This is a genomic window from Streptomyces sp. NPDC003379 (genome assembly GCF_053589195.1).
The window spans coordinates 137997-156181 of record NZ_JBSFRK010000011.1 but is presented as its reverse complement, the minus strand read 5'-3'; the positions used below and the strand labels follow the sequence as shown (position 1 = coordinate 156181).

The following is an 18185-nucleotide window of genomic DNA, read 5'->3' as shown; positions in this document are numbered from 1 at the left end:
CATGGCCCGTACCCGCCCCCAGCCGCCCGCTCCCCGCTTCGCCGCCGTCGATCTGGGTGCGTCCAGTGGACGTGTCATGGTGGGGCGGGTGGGTCCCGACATCCTGGGCTTGGCGGAAGCGCACCGGTTTCCCAACACGCCGGTGCGCACCGGTTCCACCCTGCACTGGGACATCCTCGCGCTCTACGCGGGCGTGCTCGACGGGCTGCGGGCAGCCGGGGAGGTGGCTTCCGTGGGGGTCGACAGCTGGGCCGTCGACTACGGGCTGCTCGACGCGGACGGCGCCCTCCTCGCCAACCCCGTGCACTACCGCGACCGCCGCACCGAAGGCATCGCCGAGAAGGTGTGGGCGAGCGTCCCGGCCGCAGAGCTGTACGCGGCGACGGGGCTGCAGTACGCCCCTTTCAATACTCTGTACCAGCTCGCCGCGGCGGAAGGGACCGTTCAACTCGCGGCGGCGAGACAGTTGTTGCTGATCCCCGACCTGCTCACGTACTGGCTGACCGGCCACCTCGGCACCGAACTGACCAACGCCTCGACCACGCAGCTCATCGACCCCCGTACCAGGGACTGGTCGCGCGAGACGGCCGACCGACTCGGCATCGACCTCGCCCTGTTTCCACCCCTGCGGCAGCCCGGCGACCCCGCGGGCCTGCTGCTGCCCCACGTCCTGGAGGACATCGGCCTGACGGGCCCCGTCCCCGTGACGGCGGTGGCCTCGCACGACACCGCCTCCGCCGTGGCGGCCGTTCCCGCGAAGGACGGCACCGACTTCGCGTATCTCTGCACCGGCACCTGGTCCCTGGCCGGGCTCGAACTGGACGCCCCCGTCCTCACGGAGGAGAGCCGGAAAGCGAACTTCACCAATGAGTTGGGGATCGACGGCACCGTCCGCCACCTGCGCAACATCATGGGCCTCTGGCTCCTCCAGGAGTGCCTGCGCGCCTGGCGCGAGTCCGACCTCACGGCCCTGCTCGCCGCGGCATCCGGGGCGAGGCCGCTGCGTGCGGTCGTGGACGCGAGCGCCCCGGAGTTCCTGGCGCCCGGCCGGATGCCGGACCGCATAGCGCAGGCCTGCCGCGTGACAGGCCAGCCCGAACCCACCACCCGCGCCGAGACGACCCGCTGCGTCCTCGACTCCCTGGCGCTCGCCCACCGCCGGGCCCTGGCGGACGCCCAGCGCCTGACCGGACGCTCGGTGGACGTGGTGCACCTGGTCGGCGGCGGCGCCCGCAACGCCCTGCTGTGCCAACTGACGGCCGACGCCTGCGGTCTGCCCGTCCTGGCCGGCCCGGCGGAGGCGGCCGCGCTGGGCAACGTCCTCGTACAGGCGCGGGCGCACGGAGTGCTGAGCGGCCGCGCCGAAGCACGCGCCCTGGTGGCCCGCGCCCAGCCGCCGACCCGCTATGAACCACGCGGTGACACCGCCCCGTGGCAAGCGGCACAGGAACGGCTGCGCACGGCATGACCACCGGCGACTCCCGCAACGCCGCGCTCGCGCGTACGCTGCACCCATCCGATGATCGACGAGGAGGAACCCGCGATGCGTGTCGCCCTGTTCCTGACCTGTGTCAACGACACGCTCTATCCGGACACGGGCCGCGCGGTGGTGAAACTGCTGACCAGACTGGGCGTTGAGGTCGACTTCCCGATGGCGCAGACCTGTTGCGGGCAGGCGCACTACAACACGGGCTATCGGCATCAGGCGGAGCCGCTCGCCCAGCATTTCTCCGATGTCTTCGGTTCGGACGCGTACGACGCGATCGTGACGCCGTCCGGTTCGTGCGGGGCGATGGTGCGGGAGTCGTATCCGCGGATGGGTGAGCGGGCGCGGGCCGAGGGCCGCGGGGGCGGCCTCGCGCAGAAGCTCGCGCCGGTGGTCCCGAAGACGTACGAGCTGACCGAGTTTTTGGTGGACGTCCTCGGGGTCACGGACGTCGGGGCGTACTACCCGCACCAGGTCACGTACCACCCGACGTGCCACGGTCTGCGCGGCCTCGGGCTCGGCGAGCGGCCCGACCGGCTGCTCGGGGCCGTCAAGGGACTTGAGCTGGTGGAGTTGCCCGGGGCCGAGGAGTGCTGCGGCTTCGGCGGCACCTTCGCCGTGAAGAACTCCGATGTCTCGGCGGCGATGGGCGCGGACAAGGTGCGCCACGCCGAGTCGACCGGGGCCGAGGTGCTGTGCGCGGCGGACAACTCCTGCCTGATGCACATCGGCGGCACGATGGCCCGGCTCAAGAGCGGGGTACGTCCCGTTCATATCGCGGAGATCCTGGCGAGCACGGAAGAGGAGCCCCTGTCATGAGCGGCGGCACATTCGTCGGCATGCCCGCCTTCCCCGAGGCGGCCCGGGAGGCGGTGGGGAACAAGACGCTCCGCGCGAACCTCCGGCACGCCACGCACACCATCCGCGACAAGCGCGCCCGCGCCGTCGCCGAGCTGGCGGACTGGGCGGAGCTCCGCGAAGCGGGCAAGCACATAAAGGACCACACGCTGCGCCACCTGGACCGCTATTTGGTGCAGTTGGAGGAGTCCGTGGTCCGTGCCGGCGGCACCGTGCACTGGGCGGCCGACGCCGACGAGGCGAACCGCATCGTCACCGGCCTCGTCAAGGCGACCGGCGAGACGGAGGTCGTCAAGGTCAAGTCGATGGCCACGCAGGAGATCGGACTCAACGAAGCCCTCGAAGCCGAGGGCATCCACGCCTACGAGACGGACCTCGCCGAACTCATCGTGCAGCTCGGCGAGGACCGCCCCTCGCACATCCTCGTCCCCGCCATCCACCGCAACCGTGGCGAGATCCGCGACATCTTCCGCGAGAAGATGGCCGACTGGGGCCGTCCCGCGCCGGAAGGGCTGACCGACACGCCCGCCGAGCTCGCCGAGGCCGCGCGCCTGCACCTGCGGGAGAAGTTCCTGCGCGCCAAGGTCGGCATCTCCGGGGCGAACTTCATGGTCGCGGAGACCGGCACCCTGGTCGTCGTGGAGTCGGAGGGCAACGGCCGGATGTGCCTCACCCTGCCCGAGACGCTGATCTCCGTGGTCGGCATCGAGAAGACCGTCCCGGCCTGGCGCGACCTGGAGGTCTTCCTCCAGACGCTCCCCCGCTCCTCGACGGCCGAGCGCATGAACCCGTACACGTCGATGTGGACCGGCACCACCGACCAGGACGGCCCGCGCGCCTTCCACCTGGTCCTGCTCGACAACGGCCGCACCGACACCCTCGCCGACGAGGTGGGCCGCCAGGCACTGCGCTGCATCCGCTGCTCCGCGTGCCTGAACGTGTGCCCGGTCTACGAACGGGCGGGCGGGCACGCGTACGGCTCCGTCTATCCCGGCCCCATCGGCGCCATCCTCAGCCCGCAACTACGCGGCACGCGGAGCGAGATCGACGCCTCCCTCCCCTACGCCTCCTCGCTCTGCGGGGCCTGCTACGAGGTATGTCCGGTCGCCATCGACATTCCCGAAGTCCTCGTGCATCTGCGGGAGCGGGTCGTGCAGGGCGGCGAGGTCACACGGCGCGGCGTGAAGGTGACGCTGAAGCCCGCGAAGGGGCACGCGGCGGAGCGGGCGGCGATGCGCGCGGCGGGCCTGGCCTTCGCCCGCCCGCGGGCGCTGCGCCTGGGCCAGCGCCTCGCTTCGCGCACCCGGCGGCTCCACCCGCGCACGCTGCCGGGTCCCGGGCGGGCCTGGAGCGCGAGCCGGGAGCTGCCGAAGGTTCCCGCTGAGCCGTTCCGCGACTGGTGGCAGCGCACGCGGGGCGGCAAGAGCGAGGGCACCGGCGAGGGGAGCCAGAGGTGAGCAGCAGGGACCGGGTCCTGGGCCGGGTGCGGCGGGCGCTGGCCGATGTGCCGGACGACGACATCCCGTACGAGCGGGCGGTGGGCCGCGACTATCTGCGTGAGCACGGCGGGCTTACCGTCCGGGAGACCGTCGACCTGCTCGCGGAGAATCTGGCGGAGTACCGCGCGCTGGTGCACCGGTGCGCCGACGAGGACCTGTCGGGGCTGCTGACGCGCCTGCTCGCGGAGCGCGGCTCGCAGACCGTGCTCGTGCCGCCCGGCCTGCCCCCGTACTGGCTGAAGGGCGCCGGCCCCACCCGCGTCCACGACCGCGCCGCGAGCACTGCGCACGAGCTGGACCGGGTGGACAGCGTCGTCACCGGCTGCGCGGTCGCCGTCGCCGAGACCGGCACGCTCGTCCTGGACGGCTCCCCGGACCAGGGCAGGCGCCGCATCACTCTCGTCCCCGACCACCACATCTGTGTCGTACGCGTCCCCGACCAGGTCGTCCCGTCCGTGCCGCAGGCCCTGGAACGGCTCGATCCGGCGCGGCCGCTGACCTGGATCTCGGGGCCGTCCGCGACCAGCGACATCGAGTTGGACCGGGTCGAGGGCGTGCATGGGCCGCGCACCCTGGAGGTGGTGCTGGTGAGCGGTGGGTGACGGGCGGGGCTAGCGTGAGGGCATGATCCGGTTCGAGCAGGTGACCAAGCGCTACCCGGACGGCACGACGGCCGTGGACGACCTGTCCTTCGAGGTCGCCGAGGGAGAACTGGTCACCCTCGTCGGCCCCTCCGGGTGCGGCAAGACCACGACGATGATGATGGTGAACCGCCTCATCGAGCCCACGTCGGGCCGCATCTTCGTGAACGGGGAGAACATCGCCGACGTCGACCCGGTGCGGCTGCGCCGCCGCATCGGCTATGTCATCCAGCAGGTCGGCCTCTTCCCGCACCGCACGGTCCTCGACAACACGGCGACCGTCCCCGCGCTGATCGGCTGGAAGAAGTCCAGGGCCCGGGCGCGGGCGGCGGAGCTGCTCGATCTGGTGGGCCTGGACCCGAAGACCTTCGGGTCGCGCTACCCGGAGCAGCTCTCGGGCGGGCAGCGCCAGCGCGTCGGGGTGGCCCGCGCGTTGGCCGCCGATCCGCCCGTGCTTCTGATGGACGAGCCGTTCGGCGCGGTCGATCCGGTGGTGCGCGAGCAGTTGCAGGACGAGTTCCTGCGGATGCAGGCGGCCGTCCGCAAGACGGTCCTTCTCGTGACGCACGACATCGAGGAGGCGGTCCGCCTCGGTGACCGCATCGCGGTGTACGGCCAGGGACGCATCGAACAGTTCGATACTCCGGGTGCGGTGCTCGGGGCGCCGAGGACGCCGTACGTCGCCGAGTTCGTGGGCGCCGACCGCGGTCTGAAGCGGCTTTCGGTCACCGAGATCCAGACGGACGATCTGGAGGAGCCGCCGATCGCCCGCCTCGACGAGCCCGCCGCGCAAGCCGCGGCCCGGCTGCGTGAGGAGGAGGCGCGCTGGGCCGTCGTCCTGGACGAGGCCGGCGATCTGCACGGCTGGGTGGGCGTCGACGAGGTCGGGCTGGCCGGCACCGGCGGCACGGTCGGCGACCTGGCGCACCGCATGAACTCCTGGGTGCCGGTCGGCGCCCCGCTGAAGCAGGCGTTCGGGGTGATGTTGCAGCACGACGCGGGCTGGGTCGCGGTCCTCGACGGGGCACGCTTCCTCGGCGTCCTGACCCCGGCGAAGCTGCACGAGGCGCTGCGCCGTTCGGTGGACGCGGACGCGCAGGGCGTGGGGCGGGACGAGGTCGAGTTCGACTCGGTCTCCGACGCGTAAGGCGCCCCCTAAGCACTACAGCAGGCCCTTCTTCTCCAGATATGCCTCTGCCACGTCCTGCGGCAACCGCCGCCAGCTGTCCACCCGTTCGTTCATGGACGCCAGGTCTGCCGTGGTGAGGACGGAATGGAGTCGCCCGAGCGCAGCCGCGACGCCCTCGCTGCCCGCCTGGGAGCGGTTGACGACCGGCACGATGTAGTCGGCGTTCTGCAGATGCTTGTCGTCCTTGAGGAGCGTGAGCCCGAAGTCGTCGAGGGTGGCGTCCGTGGACGTGGTGAGCACCATCTGGTCCCGGCCGCTCTGGACGGCCTTCTTCGCCTGGGTCGTACCGACGCCCTTCGGGTCGACGCCAGTGATGTCGATGCCGTAGACCTTCTCCAGCCCCGGCGCGCAGTAGGGCCGCTGTACGCACTCGTCGCCCGCCGCGAGGCGCACCCTCAGGCCCGCCTTCCCGACGTCGCTGAGGGTTTTCAGGCGGTGCCGCGCGGCGTACGAGGCGGTGACGGCGAAGGCGTTCTGGTCGACCGCCTTGCCCGGGTCGAGGACGGTCAGGCCGCGCGGGGCGGCGAGGCGGCGCAGGGCCCGCATGGTGGTGCCGAGGTCGGGCGAGCCGACGGGCCGCGCGTCGGCGCCGTTCTTCTTGGCGTTCAGCCAGTCCGCGAAGGTCGCCGCGTACTCGGGGACGACGTCGATCTGGCCGGACTCCAGGGCGGGTTCGTACAGCTCGCGGTTGGCCACGGAGAGGATTCGCGTACCGTATCCGGCCTTCCTCAGGAGCAGCGCGTACATCTGGGCGAGCAGGTCGGACTCGGTGAAGCCCGCGGAGCCGATGACGAGGTTCTCGCTGTCGCCGGGGGGCGCGGTGACCTCGCCCCGGTTCTCCAGCGAGGGCCCGGACGCGCAGCCCGCAGTCGGGGTGAGGAGGCCCGCCACCAGGGCGAGGAGGGCGGCGGCCGGGGCGGCGCGCCGCCTCATCCGGCGCTCCCCCGGCCCCGCGCCCACCCGGGCGCGACCCGCTCGGCCACCTCGAAGACGCCCTCGACGAGCAGCGCGAACACGGCCACGAGCACGGCGCCCGCCACGACCTGCGGCGTGCTCGCCAGGTTGAACCCCGCCGTGATGATCCGGCCGAGCCCACCGCCGCCGGCGAGCGCGGCGATGGTGGCGGTGGCGACGAGCTGCACGGCGGCGATGCGGACGCCGCTGAGCACCAGGGGCAGCGCGAGCGGCAGTTCGACCCGCCAGAGCATCTGGCGTCCGGTCATCCCCATGCCGCGTGCCGCGCGCACCACGCTGCGGTCGACGCCGCGCATCCCGACGTACGCGTTGGTGAGCAGCGGCGGCACGGCGAACAGTACGAGGGCGACGACGGTCGGCCCGTCGCCCCACGTGCCGAGCGGGGTCAGGAGGAGCAGGACGAGCACCGCGAAGGTGGGCACCGCGCGGCCGACGTTGGAGATGTTCACGGCGAGCGCGCCGCCTCTGCCGAGATGGCCGAGGACGAGTGCGACGGGCAGGGCGATCAGACAGCTGATCAGCAGGCAGACGACGGTGAGGACGAGGTGCTGGGTGAGCCGGTGCCCGATGCCGTCGTCGCCGGCCCAGTGCGCGGAGTCGGTGAGCCACATCCAGGCGTCGCCGAGTGTCTTCATGCGCGGGCCGCCCGCGTCCAGGGAGTCAGGAGGCGCTGGACGCCGAGCAGCAGCACGTCGGCGGTGACGGCGATGACGACGCAGAGCACGGAGGCGGTGAGCACCTGGGCCTTGAAGTAGGTGTTCATGCCCGTGTAGATGAGGTTGCCGAGCCCGCCGAAGCCGACGATCGCGCCGACGGTGACGAGGGAGACCGCGGACACCATGGCGATGCGCAGTCCCGCCATGGCGGCGGGCAGCGCGAGGGGCAGTTCGACGGTGAGGAGGAGGCGGACCGGGCCGTACCCCATGCCGCGCGCGGCCTGCCGCGTCTCGTCGGGGACGGCTTGGAGCCCGGCGAGGATGTTCCGTACGAGCAGGGTGAGCGAGTAGAGGACGAGGCCCGCGACGACGAGGGACGCGGAGAGCCCGTACACCGGCAGCAGCAGCGAGAACATCGCGAGCGAGGGGATCGTGTAGAGGACCGTGGTGAGCGCGAGGACGGGGCTCGCGGCCCACGGCCAGCGGCGGGCGAGCACGGCGAGGGGCACGGCGACGACGAGCGCGATCAGGACGGAGAGGGCGGTCAGCTGCAGATGCTGGAGGACCGCGTCCAGGACGATCTGGCGGCGCGTGCTCAGATACTCACCGCAGATCCATTCGTTGCGCGCGAGGCAGTCGTCGGGAGGCGCGGTCACCCGTCCATTGAAGGCCGGGGCGGCGGGCGCGGCGCGTTCTGGTGGCCCGTACGGGCGTGTGCCTCGGCTCAGCCGCCGACCGGCCGTACGCCCGGTTCGCGGTTCCTGCTTGATCGGGTGGGCTTCGACGCAGCCGCCCTCTTCGAGGCGGAGCTGGACGGACTGCTCGCCGGAGCCTGAGGGCTCCGGTCAGCGCGAACGCGCCACGAGCAGGGCCACCAGCCGTTCGGTCTGCTCGCGGGGGTCGGGCGCACCGGCCCACCCCGTCATCAGGAGATGGTGGACGGTGCCGACCAGGGCGAGCGCCATCGTGGCGGTGTCGGCGCCGTCCGCCAGGCGGCCGAGCCGCACTTCGGCGTCCAGGTATTCGGTCAGCGCGTCCTGAATCGCGGCGAAGCCCGGCGCGCCCGCCGCCAGCGCCGCGCGGATGTTCCGGGAGGTGGCGTGGCTGGCCATGGCCAGCCCGACGACGCCGGGATCGAGGGAGTTCAGAAGCGCCAGCGCGACCCCGACCAGGTTCTCCTCCACGGCGTTCCGCCCCGCGCGCGCGGGAAGCTTCGCGGCTTCCCGGGCGGTGCGCGCGAACCGGTCGAGCACCAACTCGGCGACGAACGCGTCCACTCCCCCGAAGTGCGTGTGCAGCACCCCCTTGGCACAGTCCGCCTCGCCCGTGATCGCCCTGCTGGTCAGGGCCGACGCACCGTCGCGGACGACGATCCGCTCGGCGGCGGCGAAGAGCCGCTCACGAAGGTCGGGGATCGCTACTCCGCGCGGTGACATGGATTCCGGATTCTCCTCGTACGACAGGGACGCCCCTTGCCAGTATGGGCGCTCGCCCATACTCTATGGGCGAGCGCCCATTCTAGCTGGGAGAGGCGCCTCGAAACCCGAGGGGGCAGGGACATGCGGGACGCACGGACCATGCGGGACATCGTCAACACCGAACAGGCACAGGCGTGGAACGGGTACGAGGGTGACCACTGGGCCCGCAACCAGGACCGTTGGGACGCGGTGAACGCGGGCTTCAACGCCCCGCTCCTGGCAGCCGCGTCGATCGGCGAGCAGGACCGCGTCCTGGACGTCGGCTGCGGCGCCGGGCAGACGACCAGGCTGGCCGCGCGCCGGGCGAGCGGCGGTCACGCCCTCGGCCTGGACCTGTCGGCACCGATGCTGGAGCGAGCACGCGTGACCGCGCGGCGCGAATGCCTGGACAACGTCACCTATGAACAGGGCGACGCCCAGGTCCACCCCTTGCCGGACGGCGCGTACGACATCGCGATCAGCCGCTACGGCGTGCTGTTCTTCGCCGACCCCGCGGCCGCCTTCGCCAACATCGGACGGGCACTGCGCCCCGGCGGGCGCGCGGCGTTCGTCTGCGGCGCGTACGCGCGGGACAACGAGTGGTTGCGGGCCTTCGCCTCGCTGAGCGACATCCTTCCCATCGACGGCTTCGGCGCGCCCGGTGGCCCGGGCATGTTCTCCCTCGCGGACGTCGACAGGACCCGCGGCCTGCTCTCCACCGCCGGGTTCGAGAACGTCGGGACGACGCGTGTGGAGGCGTACGGAATCTGGGGGCGGGACGCGGCCGACGCCGCCGACTTCCTCCTGGGCTCCGGCCCCGGACGCCATCTGACCGGCCAGGTCACGCCCGAGATCCAGGAGCGGGCCCGCCACAGGCTCACGGAGATCCTGCGCCCCTACGAGCGTGACGGCGCCGTCCGGCTGCTCAGCACGGCACTCCTGGTGACCGCCACCCGCCCGAACCAGATGTACCCGGCGGCCAGCAGCTCACCATGATCAGCGACGTTACGGCAGACTCCTCACCATGACCACGTCCACATCCGCATCCGCATCCACATCCACATCCACATCCACATCCGCATCGGACTTCAAGACCGACCTCCGCCTCTACCTGCAGGACGCGCGTGACGCGCTGCTGTGGAAGCTCGAAGGCCTGTCGGAGTACGACATACGCCGCCCGCTGACGCCGACCGGCACCAACCTTCTGGGCCTGGTCAAGCACGTGACCAGCGCCGAAGCCCTGTACTTCGGCGAGACGTTCGGGCGGCCCTTCGACGCGCCGCCCCTGTGGATCACGGGCGACGCCGAGGCGAACTCGGACCTGTGGGCGACCGCCGACGAGACCCGGGAGCAGATCGTGGGGCTCTACCGGAAGGTGTGGGCCCACTCGGACGCGACGATCGAGTCCCTGGAGCTCGACGCGGTCGGCCGGGTGGCCTGGGGCGAGCGGCATGAGGTGACGCTGCACCGCATCCTCGTCCATGTGATCGCCGAGACCGACCGCCATGCCGGGCACGCGGATGTCGTCCGCGAACTGATCGACGGAACCGCCGGCCTGCGGCAGGGCAACGACAACATGGCGCAGGGCGACGGGACATGGTGGGAGGCGCACCGGGACCGGGTGGAGCGGGCGGCGCGTGAAGCCGACGGGGACGCCGGGCGCGCGCAGGGCCCCGGCCCCGGCCCCGCATGAGCCGCGTCAGGTCAGCAGGTCCGTGACGAACTTCCGCAGTCGGCCGTCACGTACGGGCCGCACCCCGTGGATGACCTGCGCTCCGTAGGCGACGGCGACGCCCGCCCCGGCGTCGGTGAGCCAGCGGGTCCGGTCGGCGGCGGCCAGCCAACCGGGGATGCTGTGGTGCGGGCTGCTGTCGGGACCGGGGGCGTGCGGCACGCTCCTGGTCAGCGGCGTCCCCGGAAGGAAGTTCTCCTTCTCGCCCACGACTTCGCCGCTCCAGATGCCGTCGTCGGCCGTGGTCTCGACGTAGAACTCCCCTCCACTGTCCGCCTCCTCCAGTACGACGCCGATCCTGCCGAGACGGCAGTGCTCGGCCCCCGCGTCCGGTATGCCGTCCACGTGCGTGGGCACGCGCCGTCCGGCTGTCAGTACGGTGTAGGCCCAGGGCGCGGCGTAGCGCAGGGACGGGATGGCGCGCCGGAGGGCGGGCAGGGCCCTGGTGGTGGCGTGCTGGAGGATCTCCTGGGCCTGCGGAGGGGCGGTGACGACTTCCGCCTCGAAGCGGGGCGTCCACTCGGCGAGCTGCGGGTCGGAGTCCATGATCTTGCCGAGGGTCGTCAGTTCGTCGGGGGTGAGGAAGCCCTCAACGGTCTGCAGCACGAGGGATTCGCTGATGTGGATCACGGGCGTCTCCTCTGTCGAAGGTGCCGGAGGTGCCGGAGGTGATGCTCCGTCAACCGTCCGGCGTACCGACGAGCCCGTCCATGGCGCCGACACGTCGTTCGGGGGCACGAGGGGCGGTCGACCGGGCGGGCGGGGCGCGGGTGTGCGCCGGTGAGCGCCCGACACTCCGAGCCGAACAGGGGCCGTGGCCGAGGGATGCCCGCGTGCGGCGGGGTCGAGACCTGGGCGGCGGCCTCGTTCAGTCGCGGAGACCCAGTACGAGATTGCCGGGGGCAGCCGCGTCCGTACCCGTACCCGTAGCCGTATCCGAACCGGTATCTGTGCCCGTACCCGTACCCGCAGCGGTATCCGTGTCCGCGCCCGTGTAGTAGTCGATCACCGCCCGCTGCCACTCCTCGACCGTGACCCGCCCGTCCCCGTCGCGGTCCAGCGCGGCGAAGGCGTCCCGGGCCATGGCCGAGGACATACCGGCCGCGCCCTGCGAGCGGATGAACTCGTCCAGCTCGACCGAGCCGCTCCCGTCCCTGTCGACGAGCATGACGTGTGCCTCGACGGACGGGCGCAGGAGTTCGGCGATGGTCCCCTGCCCCTCCGCCCGCTCCAACGCCTGTACGTAGCCGTCCTCCGTCAGCCGACCGTCCTCGGCCACGCCGGCCAGTTCGGCCAGCTGCTGCCAGTACGCCTCGGCGGCCTCCAGGACGGCGACGGCACGCGGCGACCTCATCGGCTCGTCCATGCCGGCGATGAGCCTCTCGGCGCGCCGCAGAATGTCCTCCCTGTCGACCGCGCCGTCGCCGTCGGCGTCCTGCACGTGGAAGCGGTGGATGTACTTGGCCCGCAGCCCGGTGTCCTGCATCAGCGTCGTCTCCCCTTTTCTGACGTGCCGTAACGTGCCATAACGTCATGTGACATGAGGTCTCTTGACATAACGTGACGCTCCACCGTAATGCGGCCGAACCGGTGGCGGACGGGGCGACGCGAGTTCCGCAGGGGTGAACCCCTAGGCCTTGCGGGCCAGCAGGTGGATCTCCTGGAACTGCCGTCGGTCGGTGGGCTGAGGCTCTCGAACCATCCGGGCCACCTCGGCCAACCCGCACTCGTGCAGCATCCCGGCGAGGTGGTCGGGCGACCACCGATAGGCCGGCGCGACCGCGTGATCGAAGACCTGCGTCGGGTGAGACGGGTCTTCGCTCGCCGAAAAGCCGATCAGAAGGTGGCCGCCAGGCGCCAGCACACGGTGGAACTCCGCGAGGATGCCGGGGAGTTCTACCGGCGGGGTGTGGATGATGGACCAACGTGAGAGTACGCCGCCCAACACGCCGTCAGCGATGTCCAACGAGGCCATCGAGCCGACGTCGAACCGCAGTCCCGGATAGGCCCGCCGAGCCAACTCGATCATCGCAGGAGAGGCATCGACGCCGGACGCCGCCAGCCCCAACTCGGACAGATGCGCGGTGATATGGCCGGGCCCGCACCCCAGGTCCGCGACCTGGCCGTCCCCACTCGCGCTGACGACCTCGGCGAAGGCGCTCAATATCGCGCGGTCCAGGGGACTGTCACGCAGGCTGTCGCGGAACAGTTCCGCATAAGTCGTGGCAGCGGCGTCGTAGGACTCGCGGGTGGCTCTGAGGGCATCGTGTTCGACCATGCTCGCGACTGTAGTTCCTGGCGCTCATGCTTGCTTTCACGTACGGCACTGGCCGTCAATACCCTGCCTTCGAATCGGTGGAGCGGAGCCGGTAGCGGGCGCGACAGGGGGCGTTGAGGCGGCGCGGGGACAGGCCGGTGATGGGTGTCGCGGGGTCGAGCAGCTCCATGGAGTACCGGCGCAGCAGCAGGGTGAGGAGGACTTTCGTCTCCAGGCGGGCGAACCGCTGGCCCAGGCAGCGGTGGATGCCGGCGCCGAAACCCATGAGCCGCTGGCTCGCCGTGGGATCTTCCGTGTAGCGCTCCGGGCGGAACGCCTCCGGGTTCGGGAACTCCTCCGGCAGCCGGTGGGTCAGATAGGGCGAGGTGAGCACCATGTCGCCGCGCCGGATCCGGTGGCCGCCGACGGACAGGTCCTGCCGCGCCTTGCGGGGAATCAGGATGGCCAGCGGGTGCAGCCGCTCGGACTCGTACAGCATGTGGTCCAGGTGTGTCAGGCCGTGCAGATCCTTCAGGACCAGTGGGGCCTCTTCCCGCGCATCGAGGTGGGTGCGCTGCTCCGCCAGCAGGGCGTCGTGGTGATCGGGGTGCGACAGCACATCGGTGAGGGCCCAGGAGAGCTGTCCCGCGGTGGTTTCCTGGGAGGCCCAGAGCAGCCCCAGTGCCTGATGGACCAGTGCGCTGTCCGGGACCGGGGTCCCGTCGTCGTAGCGACTGTTCGCCAGGGACTGCAGGAGGTCCGGCTCGGGAAGCGGCCGGGCGCGTCGCTGGGCCAGGCAGTGCAGGACGAGGGTGTGCAGACGGCGGCGTGCGGCGTTGCTGCGCCGCGCGCGCAGTGGGCGCAGCCCGACGGGCAGCAGGAAGCTGATGTTGCCCGAGAACGTTTTGAACAGCTCCGGGGTGTCGGTGAACAGCGGGGCGAACTCCTCGCCGAAGAAGCAGGCGGCGTTGATGCCCAGGCTGAACTCGTCACACATGCGGACCAGTTCCACCTCCCCTTCGTCCCCCAGCCGCGCGATGAGCTGCCGGGCCTGCCGCTCCATCACTCCCAGGTACCTCTGTAGCGCGCCGCTTCGAAAGGACGGCATGAACAGCACACGCTGGCGCTGGTACTCCTCGTCCTCGGCCATGAAGTAGAAGGTGTCGCTGAACATCGAGTTCAGGAACGGATAAGCGGCGCGGATGGACAGGGTGGTCTCGGGCGCCAGAAGGAGCTCCTTGCGGTCTTCCTGGCGCAGCAGTACGACCATGGAGGTGCCGACCAGGCTCAGCCGGAACGATCGCCCGTGTTCGGTATAGCCGCGCCGGAGGACGTCGACCGGATCCTTCACGAAGGCGGGCAGGTGTCCTACGACCGGCAAACCTCCTGACGTCAGCGGGACGACGGAGGCGGGCCCGGTGGGGGCGGGGTCTGTACCGCGCGTCGGTGCGGTGGACATCGCGTGGGCATCCTTCTCGTGGGTGGGTTCGAGGGAGGTCCTTGCTGCGTCACGCCTGGTCGGTCGTACGGGGGGCTGTCCCCATGTCCGCTCCGTTCGCGTCGGGGCTCAGGTAACGACCGAGTGCGCTCAGCGGGAAGAGCAGCCGGTACAGGTGGTAGTTCAGCGGCAGGTCGCCGGGGAAACCGGTTCCGGTGTACTCCGGTTCGTCCCAGGAGCCGTCCTCGCGCTGGGTGCGGGCCAGCCAGCGGATGCCCGCCGTGACCGCCGGGGTGTCGCGTCGCCCGGCGGCGATGAGGCCGAGCAGCGCCCACGCGGTCTGGGAGGCCGTGGACGGCCCCCGGCCCCGCCAGGCCGGATCGGTGTAGGACTCCCAGCGCTCGCCCCATCCTCCGTCGGGGTTGGCGTGCGCCTCCAGCCAGCGCACGCCACGCCGGACGGCGCGGTGCTCGGCGGGCAGTCCCGCGGCGATGAGGGCGGGGATGACCGCGCCCGTGCCGTATACGTGGTTCACCCCCCAGCGGCCGTACCAGGAGCCGTCGCTCTCCTGGTGGCGCAGCAGCCAGTCGAGGCCGCGGCGGGCGGCCGGGTGAGCGGCCCGGCCGGTGGCCGCCAGCATTTCGATGACGTGTGCGGTGACGTCGGCCGACGGCGGGTCGGTGACCTCGCCGAAGTCGCAGAACGGCAGCCGGCTGACCCAGTTGCTGTCGTTGTCGACGTCGTACGCCGCCCAGGCACCGTTCTTCGACTGCATGCCCAGGTTCCAGTCCACGGCCCGGCGCACCGCCGCGTCGACGGCCTCGGGCCGTGGGTGCCGGACCCGGTTCAGGGCGAGGACGACTTCGGCGGTGTCGTCGATGTCGGGGTAGTTGCGGTTGTGGAAGCCGAACGCCCAGCCGCCGGGGGCCAGTCGGGGGCGCCGTACGGACCAGTCGCCCTTCACCCGGACCTCCTTGGCCAGGAGCCAGTCGGTGGCCCCCACCACGGCCGGGGCGTCCGGGGCGACACCGGCGTCGAGCAGCGCGGTGACGGCCAGGCAGGTGTCCCACACCGGGGACTGGCAGGACTCCACCCAGCGCCGGCCGTCGGGAGTGTGCACGGTGAACGCCTCGCTGGCTTTCAGCGCGGCGCGCAGCACCGGGTGGCCGAGGTCGTAACCGCACAGCCGCAGGGCGATGATCGAGTAGACCAGGGGCGGCTGGATGCCGTTGAAGCAGCCGTCCGCCTCCTGGCGTTCGATGATCCAGGCGGCCGCGGCCCGGATCGCCGCGCGGCGCAGTGGGCGCGGGACGACCCTGCGCCACCGGTGCAGTGCGCCGTCCAGGCGGCGGAACACGCGGTCCCAGTACGTCGACGGTCTGTCCGGACGCGGGAAGTCGGGGCGGGCCGGGTCGACGTACAGCTCGTCGATGGAGAACGGTGCGGGGGCCTTCGGACGATGGGCGCAGACGATCGCCAGGGGGACGATGGTCTGCCGGGCCCAGCAGCTGAACTCGTAGATGTTCAGCGGCGCCCACTTGGGCAGGAAGATCATCTCCGGTGGGAGGTCGGGCAGGTCCTCCCAGCGTCCCCAGCCGAACAGCGCCAGCCAGATGCGGGTGAACACCCTGGTACGCGCCACCCCGCCGTGCTCGCGCACCCAGGCCGACGCCGCGGCCATGTGCGGCTCGTGCGGCTCGTCCCCGGCGAGGCGCAGGGTGATGTAGCCCTCGACCGTCGTGGAGAGGTCGCTCGCGCCGCCGGGGTGGGTGGACCACGTGCCGTCCGGCCGCTGTTTGGCGCGGACCCACGCCGCGGTGGCCCGGGTCTGCTCGTCGGTACGGATGCCGAGGAACTCGCGCAGCAGCAGATCCTCCGTCTCCATGGTCACGTTGGTCTCGAAGTCGCCTTTCCACCAGCCCTCCGGGCTCTGCCGGGACAGCAGATGGGTCACGGCGCGGGCGGTGCACTGCGCGGCCAGCGCCTCCACGTCCATGTCCACGTCCACGGCTGGGAGGCATGGTCCCGACAACTGTTCCTCCGCGGTCACGGACATCTCCTCGTCGCTGCCAGGCTGAGAAAGGGCTGCTACCTTTCTACCCTTTTGCTATCCGTATCGCGCGATTTCATCCCCCTTTGCCCGCGGCGTCCGCGGCCACGGGACGAACCGTGTCGGCATGCCGCCGACCGGAGGAGAAGCGGTGCACGCAAGGGCGTTCGACCAGCGTGTACAGCAGCCAGGATCCGGTCAGCGCGAGGGTGAGCGAGACGCAGGCGGTCCAGCCCAGCCCCCATGTTCCGGCCGAGTAGTGCAGGACAGCCGCGATCACCGTTGCGTGCAGCAGGTAGAAGGCGTACGACACCTCACCGAGAAGCACCATGCCCGGCAGCCGCAGCGGCGATGCCCCGCCGCTGATGTCCAGTGCCGCCACCGCCCGGACCAGCAGGGCGACGGGGGCGACCGTGACGGCGGCGAGCAGGAACGGCGACGGCAGCACCACGATGCCGATGTACAGAGCCGCACACAGCAAGCAGGCCGCCTGCACCGCGCCGACGCGGACGGTGAACCCGCTCATGTGCATCCTGGCGAGGAACATTCCCAGGAGGAATTCCGGCACTCGGCACGGCGGGAACATATAGACGAACAGCATCTGCGGTCCTGTGATGTCCCCGGGCAGATACCCCTGGGCGACCAGGGGCCCGCCGAAGCCGAGGGAGACCAGCGGGACCGCCCAGACCGCCGCCACGGAGGCCGCGACCGCGACTGGCAGCCGCTCCCGACGGACTTTTTTGACCAGCGGCAACAACACCGGAAAGAGCAAGTAGAACAGCAGTTCACAGGTGAGCGACCAGGTGACCGCGTTGCCCGCCAGAGCGATCTGCGGAAGCGGGATCAAGCTGCTCACAAGGAGCGCGTTGGCCAGGTCGCCCAGCACCGTGGGGGCGGCCATGGAGTCCACGGTGGTACGCGGAAGCCCGACGCCCCGCATGAGCACCATGAAGCATGCCCAGACGACCAGATGATTCGGGTAGATCTTGACGATCCGCCGACGCCAGAAGGCCCGGGCCGTGTCCGTCTTCCGCGCCGAACAGGTCAGCACGAAACCGCTGAGGACGAAGAAGAGCGAGACGCCGACCGGGCCCAGCAGAAAGAGGAACGGGGACGGCGAGCCGCCTCGACGCGCGGTTTCCAAAAAGGTCACGTGGCAGACGAAGACCCCGAAGGCGGCGACGAAGCGCAGTCCGGTCAGGGAGGGCAGCCGCGCGAACGTCACCGGCGGGGACGATGCCATGCTGCTCCCTGGTGTCCTTGAGGTACCTGTCCACGGTCCACCGTCCTGCCCGGCGCCCGCCGCACCGCTCCGACCCGCGGGAGGGCACACCGGATCGGGGTGGGCGGCGCCGCCGAACGGCTGATCCGGCGCCGGGCCGGAGGGCGCGCACCGTGCGTGCCGTCGGCCGGGGCCGATAGCGTCCGGTCCGCCGCGTCTCCCGCCGCGCCTTGCCCCACCACTCTCGCCGCAGGAGAAGGGAACGCCCCGATGGCAGCGCCGAGCCTGGAAGCCCTCGCGCCACCCGGTACGGACTTCGACTCCGACCCGTACCCGGTCTACGCCCATCTGCGGCGGCAGGGCCCGGTACACCGGGTGAGCACCTCGGCCCATGGGAAGGTGTGGGCGGTTGTCGGGTACGAGGAGGCACGCGCGGCGCTGGCGGACCCACGTCTGCGCACCACCCCGGTACTCCCCCCGGCCCCCGCCGCCGACGGTGGCGGTGACGGCACCGGGCACGGCGAGGAGAGCGACGTGAGCGCCCTGTGCGCGAGCATGCTGCACAGTTCCCCGCCTGAGCACACTCGGTTGCGCGGACTGGTCACCACGCACTTCACCGTCCGTCACGTCCGCGCGATGCGCCCCGGCATCCAGCGGATCGCCGACGAACTGCTCGACGCGATCGCGCCGCTCGGCCGAGCCGACCTCGTCCGGTCCTACGCCGT

17 protein-coding genes are annotated in these 18185 nt (G+C 71.4%); 7 read left to right on the top strand and 10 right to left on the bottom strand.

Features of this window, described 5'->3' with window-relative positions; translation table 11 throughout:
* The first annotated feature begins 1 nt into the window (after position 1).
* The 5 genes from ACWDVB_RS13125 (at position 2) to ACWDVB_RS13105 (ending at position 5631) form a co-directional block, all read left to right on the top strand.
* Positions 2–1468, top strand: a complete 1467-nt coding sequence (locus tag ACWDVB_RS13125) for a rhamnulokinase (protein ID WP_451513553.1) — start codon at positions 2–4, stop codon at positions 1466–1468.
* 75 nt (positions 1469–1543) lie between these two features.
* The gene (locus tag ACWDVB_RS13120; RefSeq protein ID WP_451513817.1) at positions 1544–2305 is read left to right on the top strand and encodes a (Fe-S)-binding protein; all 762 of its coding nucleotides are present in this window, start codon (positions 1544–1546) and stop codon (positions 2303–2305) included.
* On the top strand, positions 2302–3801 hold the full coding sequence (locus ACWDVB_RS13115; RefSeq protein ID WP_451513554.1) for a LutB/LldF family L-lactate oxidation iron-sulfur protein: 1500 nt from the start codon (positions 2302–2304) through the stop codon (positions 3799–3801). The genes ACWDVB_RS13120 and ACWDVB_RS13115 overlap by 4 nt, the downstream gene beginning before the upstream one ends.
* Positions 3798–4445 carry a LutC/YkgG family protein gene (locus tag ACWDVB_RS13110; RefSeq protein ID WP_451513555.1) on the top strand — a complete coding sequence of 216 codons (648 nt, stop codon included), beginning with the start codon at positions 3798–3800 and terminating at the stop codon, positions 4443–4445. The genes ACWDVB_RS13115 and ACWDVB_RS13110 overlap by 4 nt, the downstream gene beginning before the upstream one ends.
* A gap of 22 nt (positions 4446–4467) precedes the next feature.
* Entirely contained in the window at positions 4468–5631 is a 1164-nt protein-coding gene (locus tag ACWDVB_RS13105; protein ID WP_451513556.1) for an ABC transporter ATP-binding protein, read from the top strand.
* 15 nt (positions 5632–5646) lie between these two features.
* On the opposite strand, the gene ACWDVB_RS13100 is transcribed toward ACWDVB_RS13105, so the two are convergent.
* From ACWDVB_RS13100 to ACWDVB_RS13085, 4 genes are all read right to left on the bottom strand, one after another.
* Positions 5647–6606: an ABC transporter substrate-binding protein gene (locus ACWDVB_RS13100; protein ID WP_451513557.1), complete on the bottom strand. Its 960-nt coding sequence runs from the start codon at positions 6604–6606 to the stop codon at positions 5647–5649.
* Positions 6603–7283: an ABC transporter permease gene (locus ACWDVB_RS13095; protein ID WP_451513558.1), complete on the bottom strand. Its 681-nt coding sequence runs from the start codon at positions 7281–7283 to the stop codon at positions 6603–6605. Before ACWDVB_RS13095 ends, ACWDVB_RS13100 begins: the two co-directional genes overlap by 4 nt.
* Positions 7280–7960, bottom strand: a complete 681-nt coding sequence (locus tag ACWDVB_RS13090; protein ID WP_451513559.1) for an ABC transporter permease — start codon at positions 7958–7960, stop codon at positions 7280–7282. The genes ACWDVB_RS13095 and ACWDVB_RS13090 overlap by 4 nt, the downstream gene beginning before the upstream one ends.
* A 189-nt stretch (positions 7961–8149) precedes the next feature.
* Entirely contained in the window at positions 8150–8740 is a 591-nt protein-coding gene (locus ACWDVB_RS13085) for a TetR/AcrR family transcriptional regulator (protein WP_451513560.1), read from the bottom strand.
* A gap of 141 nt (positions 8741–8881) precedes the next feature.
* Between ACWDVB_RS13085 and ACWDVB_RS13080 the strand changes: the two genes are divergently transcribed.
* Together ACWDVB_RS13080 and ACWDVB_RS13075 are read left to right on the top strand one after the other, a co-directional pair.
* Complete coding sequence (locus tag ACWDVB_RS13080) at positions 8882–9757, top strand: class I SAM-dependent methyltransferase (protein WP_451513818.1); 876 nt, start codon at positions 8882–8884, stop codon at positions 9755–9757.
* 28 nt (positions 9758–9785) lie between these two features.
* Positions 9786–10454, top strand: coding sequence for a DinB family protein (locus tag ACWDVB_RS13075; RefSeq protein ID WP_451513561.1), 669 nt, complete (start codon positions 9786–9788; stop codon positions 10452–10454).
* A gap of 6 nt (positions 10455–10460) precedes the next feature.
* Here ACWDVB_RS13075 and ACWDVB_RS13070 read toward each other — a convergent pair whose 3' ends face one another.
* The 6 genes from ACWDVB_RS13070 to ACWDVB_RS13045 all read right to left on the bottom strand — a co-directional run bounded on the left by ACWDVB_RS13070 (position 10461) and on the right by ACWDVB_RS13045 (position 17481).
* The gene (locus tag ACWDVB_RS13070; RefSeq protein ID WP_451513562.1) at positions 10461–11123 is read right to left on the bottom strand and encodes a hypothetical protein; all 663 of its coding nucleotides are present in this window, start codon (positions 11121–11123) and stop codon (positions 10461–10463) included.
* 238 nt (positions 11124–11361) lie between these two features.
* A complete protein-coding gene (locus tag ACWDVB_RS13065) occupies positions 11362–11979 on the bottom strand; it encodes an EF-hand domain-containing protein (RefSeq protein ID WP_451513563.1) in 618 nt (205 codons plus the stop codon).
* Positions 11980–12123: 144 nt separating this feature from the next.
* Positions 12124–12771, bottom strand: a complete 648-nt coding sequence (locus ACWDVB_RS13060; RefSeq protein ID WP_451513564.1) for a class I SAM-dependent methyltransferase — start codon at positions 12769–12771, stop codon at positions 12124–12126.
* Between the two features lie 55 nt (positions 12772–12826).
* Entirely contained in the window at positions 12827–14209 is a 1383-nt protein-coding gene (locus ACWDVB_RS13055) for a cytochrome P450 (protein ID WP_451513565.1), read from the bottom strand.
* Positions 14210–14258: 49 nt separating this feature from the next.
* Complete coding sequence (gene shc, locus ACWDVB_RS13050) at positions 14259–16244, bottom strand: squalene--hopene cyclase (RefSeq protein WP_451513566.1); 1986 nt, start codon at positions 16242–16244, stop codon at positions 14259–14261.
* A 70-nt stretch (positions 16245–16314) separates the two neighbouring features.
* Positions 16315–17481, bottom strand: coding sequence for an acyltransferase family protein (locus ACWDVB_RS13045; protein ID WP_451513567.1), 1167 nt, complete (start codon positions 17479–17481; stop codon positions 16315–16317).
* Positions 17482–18185 lie beyond the last annotated feature (704 nt).

Coding starts and splice junctions, on each gene's coding strand:
- ACWDVB_RS13125 (WP_451513553.1), top strand. CDS start 2: ATGGCCCGTACCCGCCCCCAGCCGCCCGCTCCCCGCTTCGCCGCCGTC.
- ACWDVB_RS13120 (WP_451513817.1), top strand. CDS start 1,544: ATGCGTGTCGCCCTGTTCCTGACCTGTGTCAACGACACGCTCTATCCG.
- ACWDVB_RS13115 (WP_451513554.1), top strand. CDS start 2,302: ATGAGCGGCGGCACATTCGTCGGCATGCCCGCCTTCCCCGAGGCGGCC.
- ACWDVB_RS13105 (WP_451513556.1), top strand. CDS start 4,468: ATGATCCGGTTCGAGCAGGTGACCAAGCGCTACCCGGACGGCACGACG.
- ACWDVB_RS13100 (WP_451513557.1), bottom strand. CDS start 6,606: ATGAGGCGGCGCGCCGCCCCGGCCGCCGCCCTCCTCGCCCTGGTGGCG.
- ACWDVB_RS13095 (WP_451513558.1), bottom strand. CDS start 7,283: ATGAAGACACTCGGCGACGCCTGGATGTGGCTCACCGACTCCGCGCAC.
- ACWDVB_RS13085 (WP_451513560.1), bottom strand. CDS start 8,740: ATGTCACCGCGCGGAGTAGCGATCCCCGACCTTCGTGAGCGGCTCTTC.
- ACWDVB_RS13080 (WP_451513818.1), top strand. CDS start 8,882: ATGCGGGACATCGTCAACACCGAACAGGCACAGGCGTGGAACGGGTAC.
- ACWDVB_RS13075 (WP_451513561.1), top strand. CDS start 9,786: ATGACCACGTCCACATCCGCATCCGCATCCACATCCACATCCACATCC.
- ACWDVB_RS13065 (WP_451513563.1), bottom strand. CDS start 11,979: ATGCAGGACACCGGGCTGCGGGCCAAGTACATCCACCGCTTCCACGTG.
- ACWDVB_RS13060 (WP_451513564.1), bottom strand. CDS start 12,771: ATGGTCGAACACGATGCCCTCAGAGCCACCCGCGAGTCCTACGACGCC.
- ACWDVB_RS13055 (WP_451513565.1), bottom strand. CDS start 14,209: ATGTCCACCGCACCGACGCGCGGTACAGACCCCGCCCCCACCGGGCCC.
- shc (WP_451513566.1), bottom strand. CDS start 16,244: ATGTCCGTGACCGCGGAGGAACAGTTGTCGGGACCATGCCTCCCAGCC.
- ACWDVB_RS13045 (WP_451513567.1), bottom strand. CDS start 17,481: ATGGCATCGTCCCCGCCGGTGACGTTCGCGCGGCTGCCCTCCCTGACC.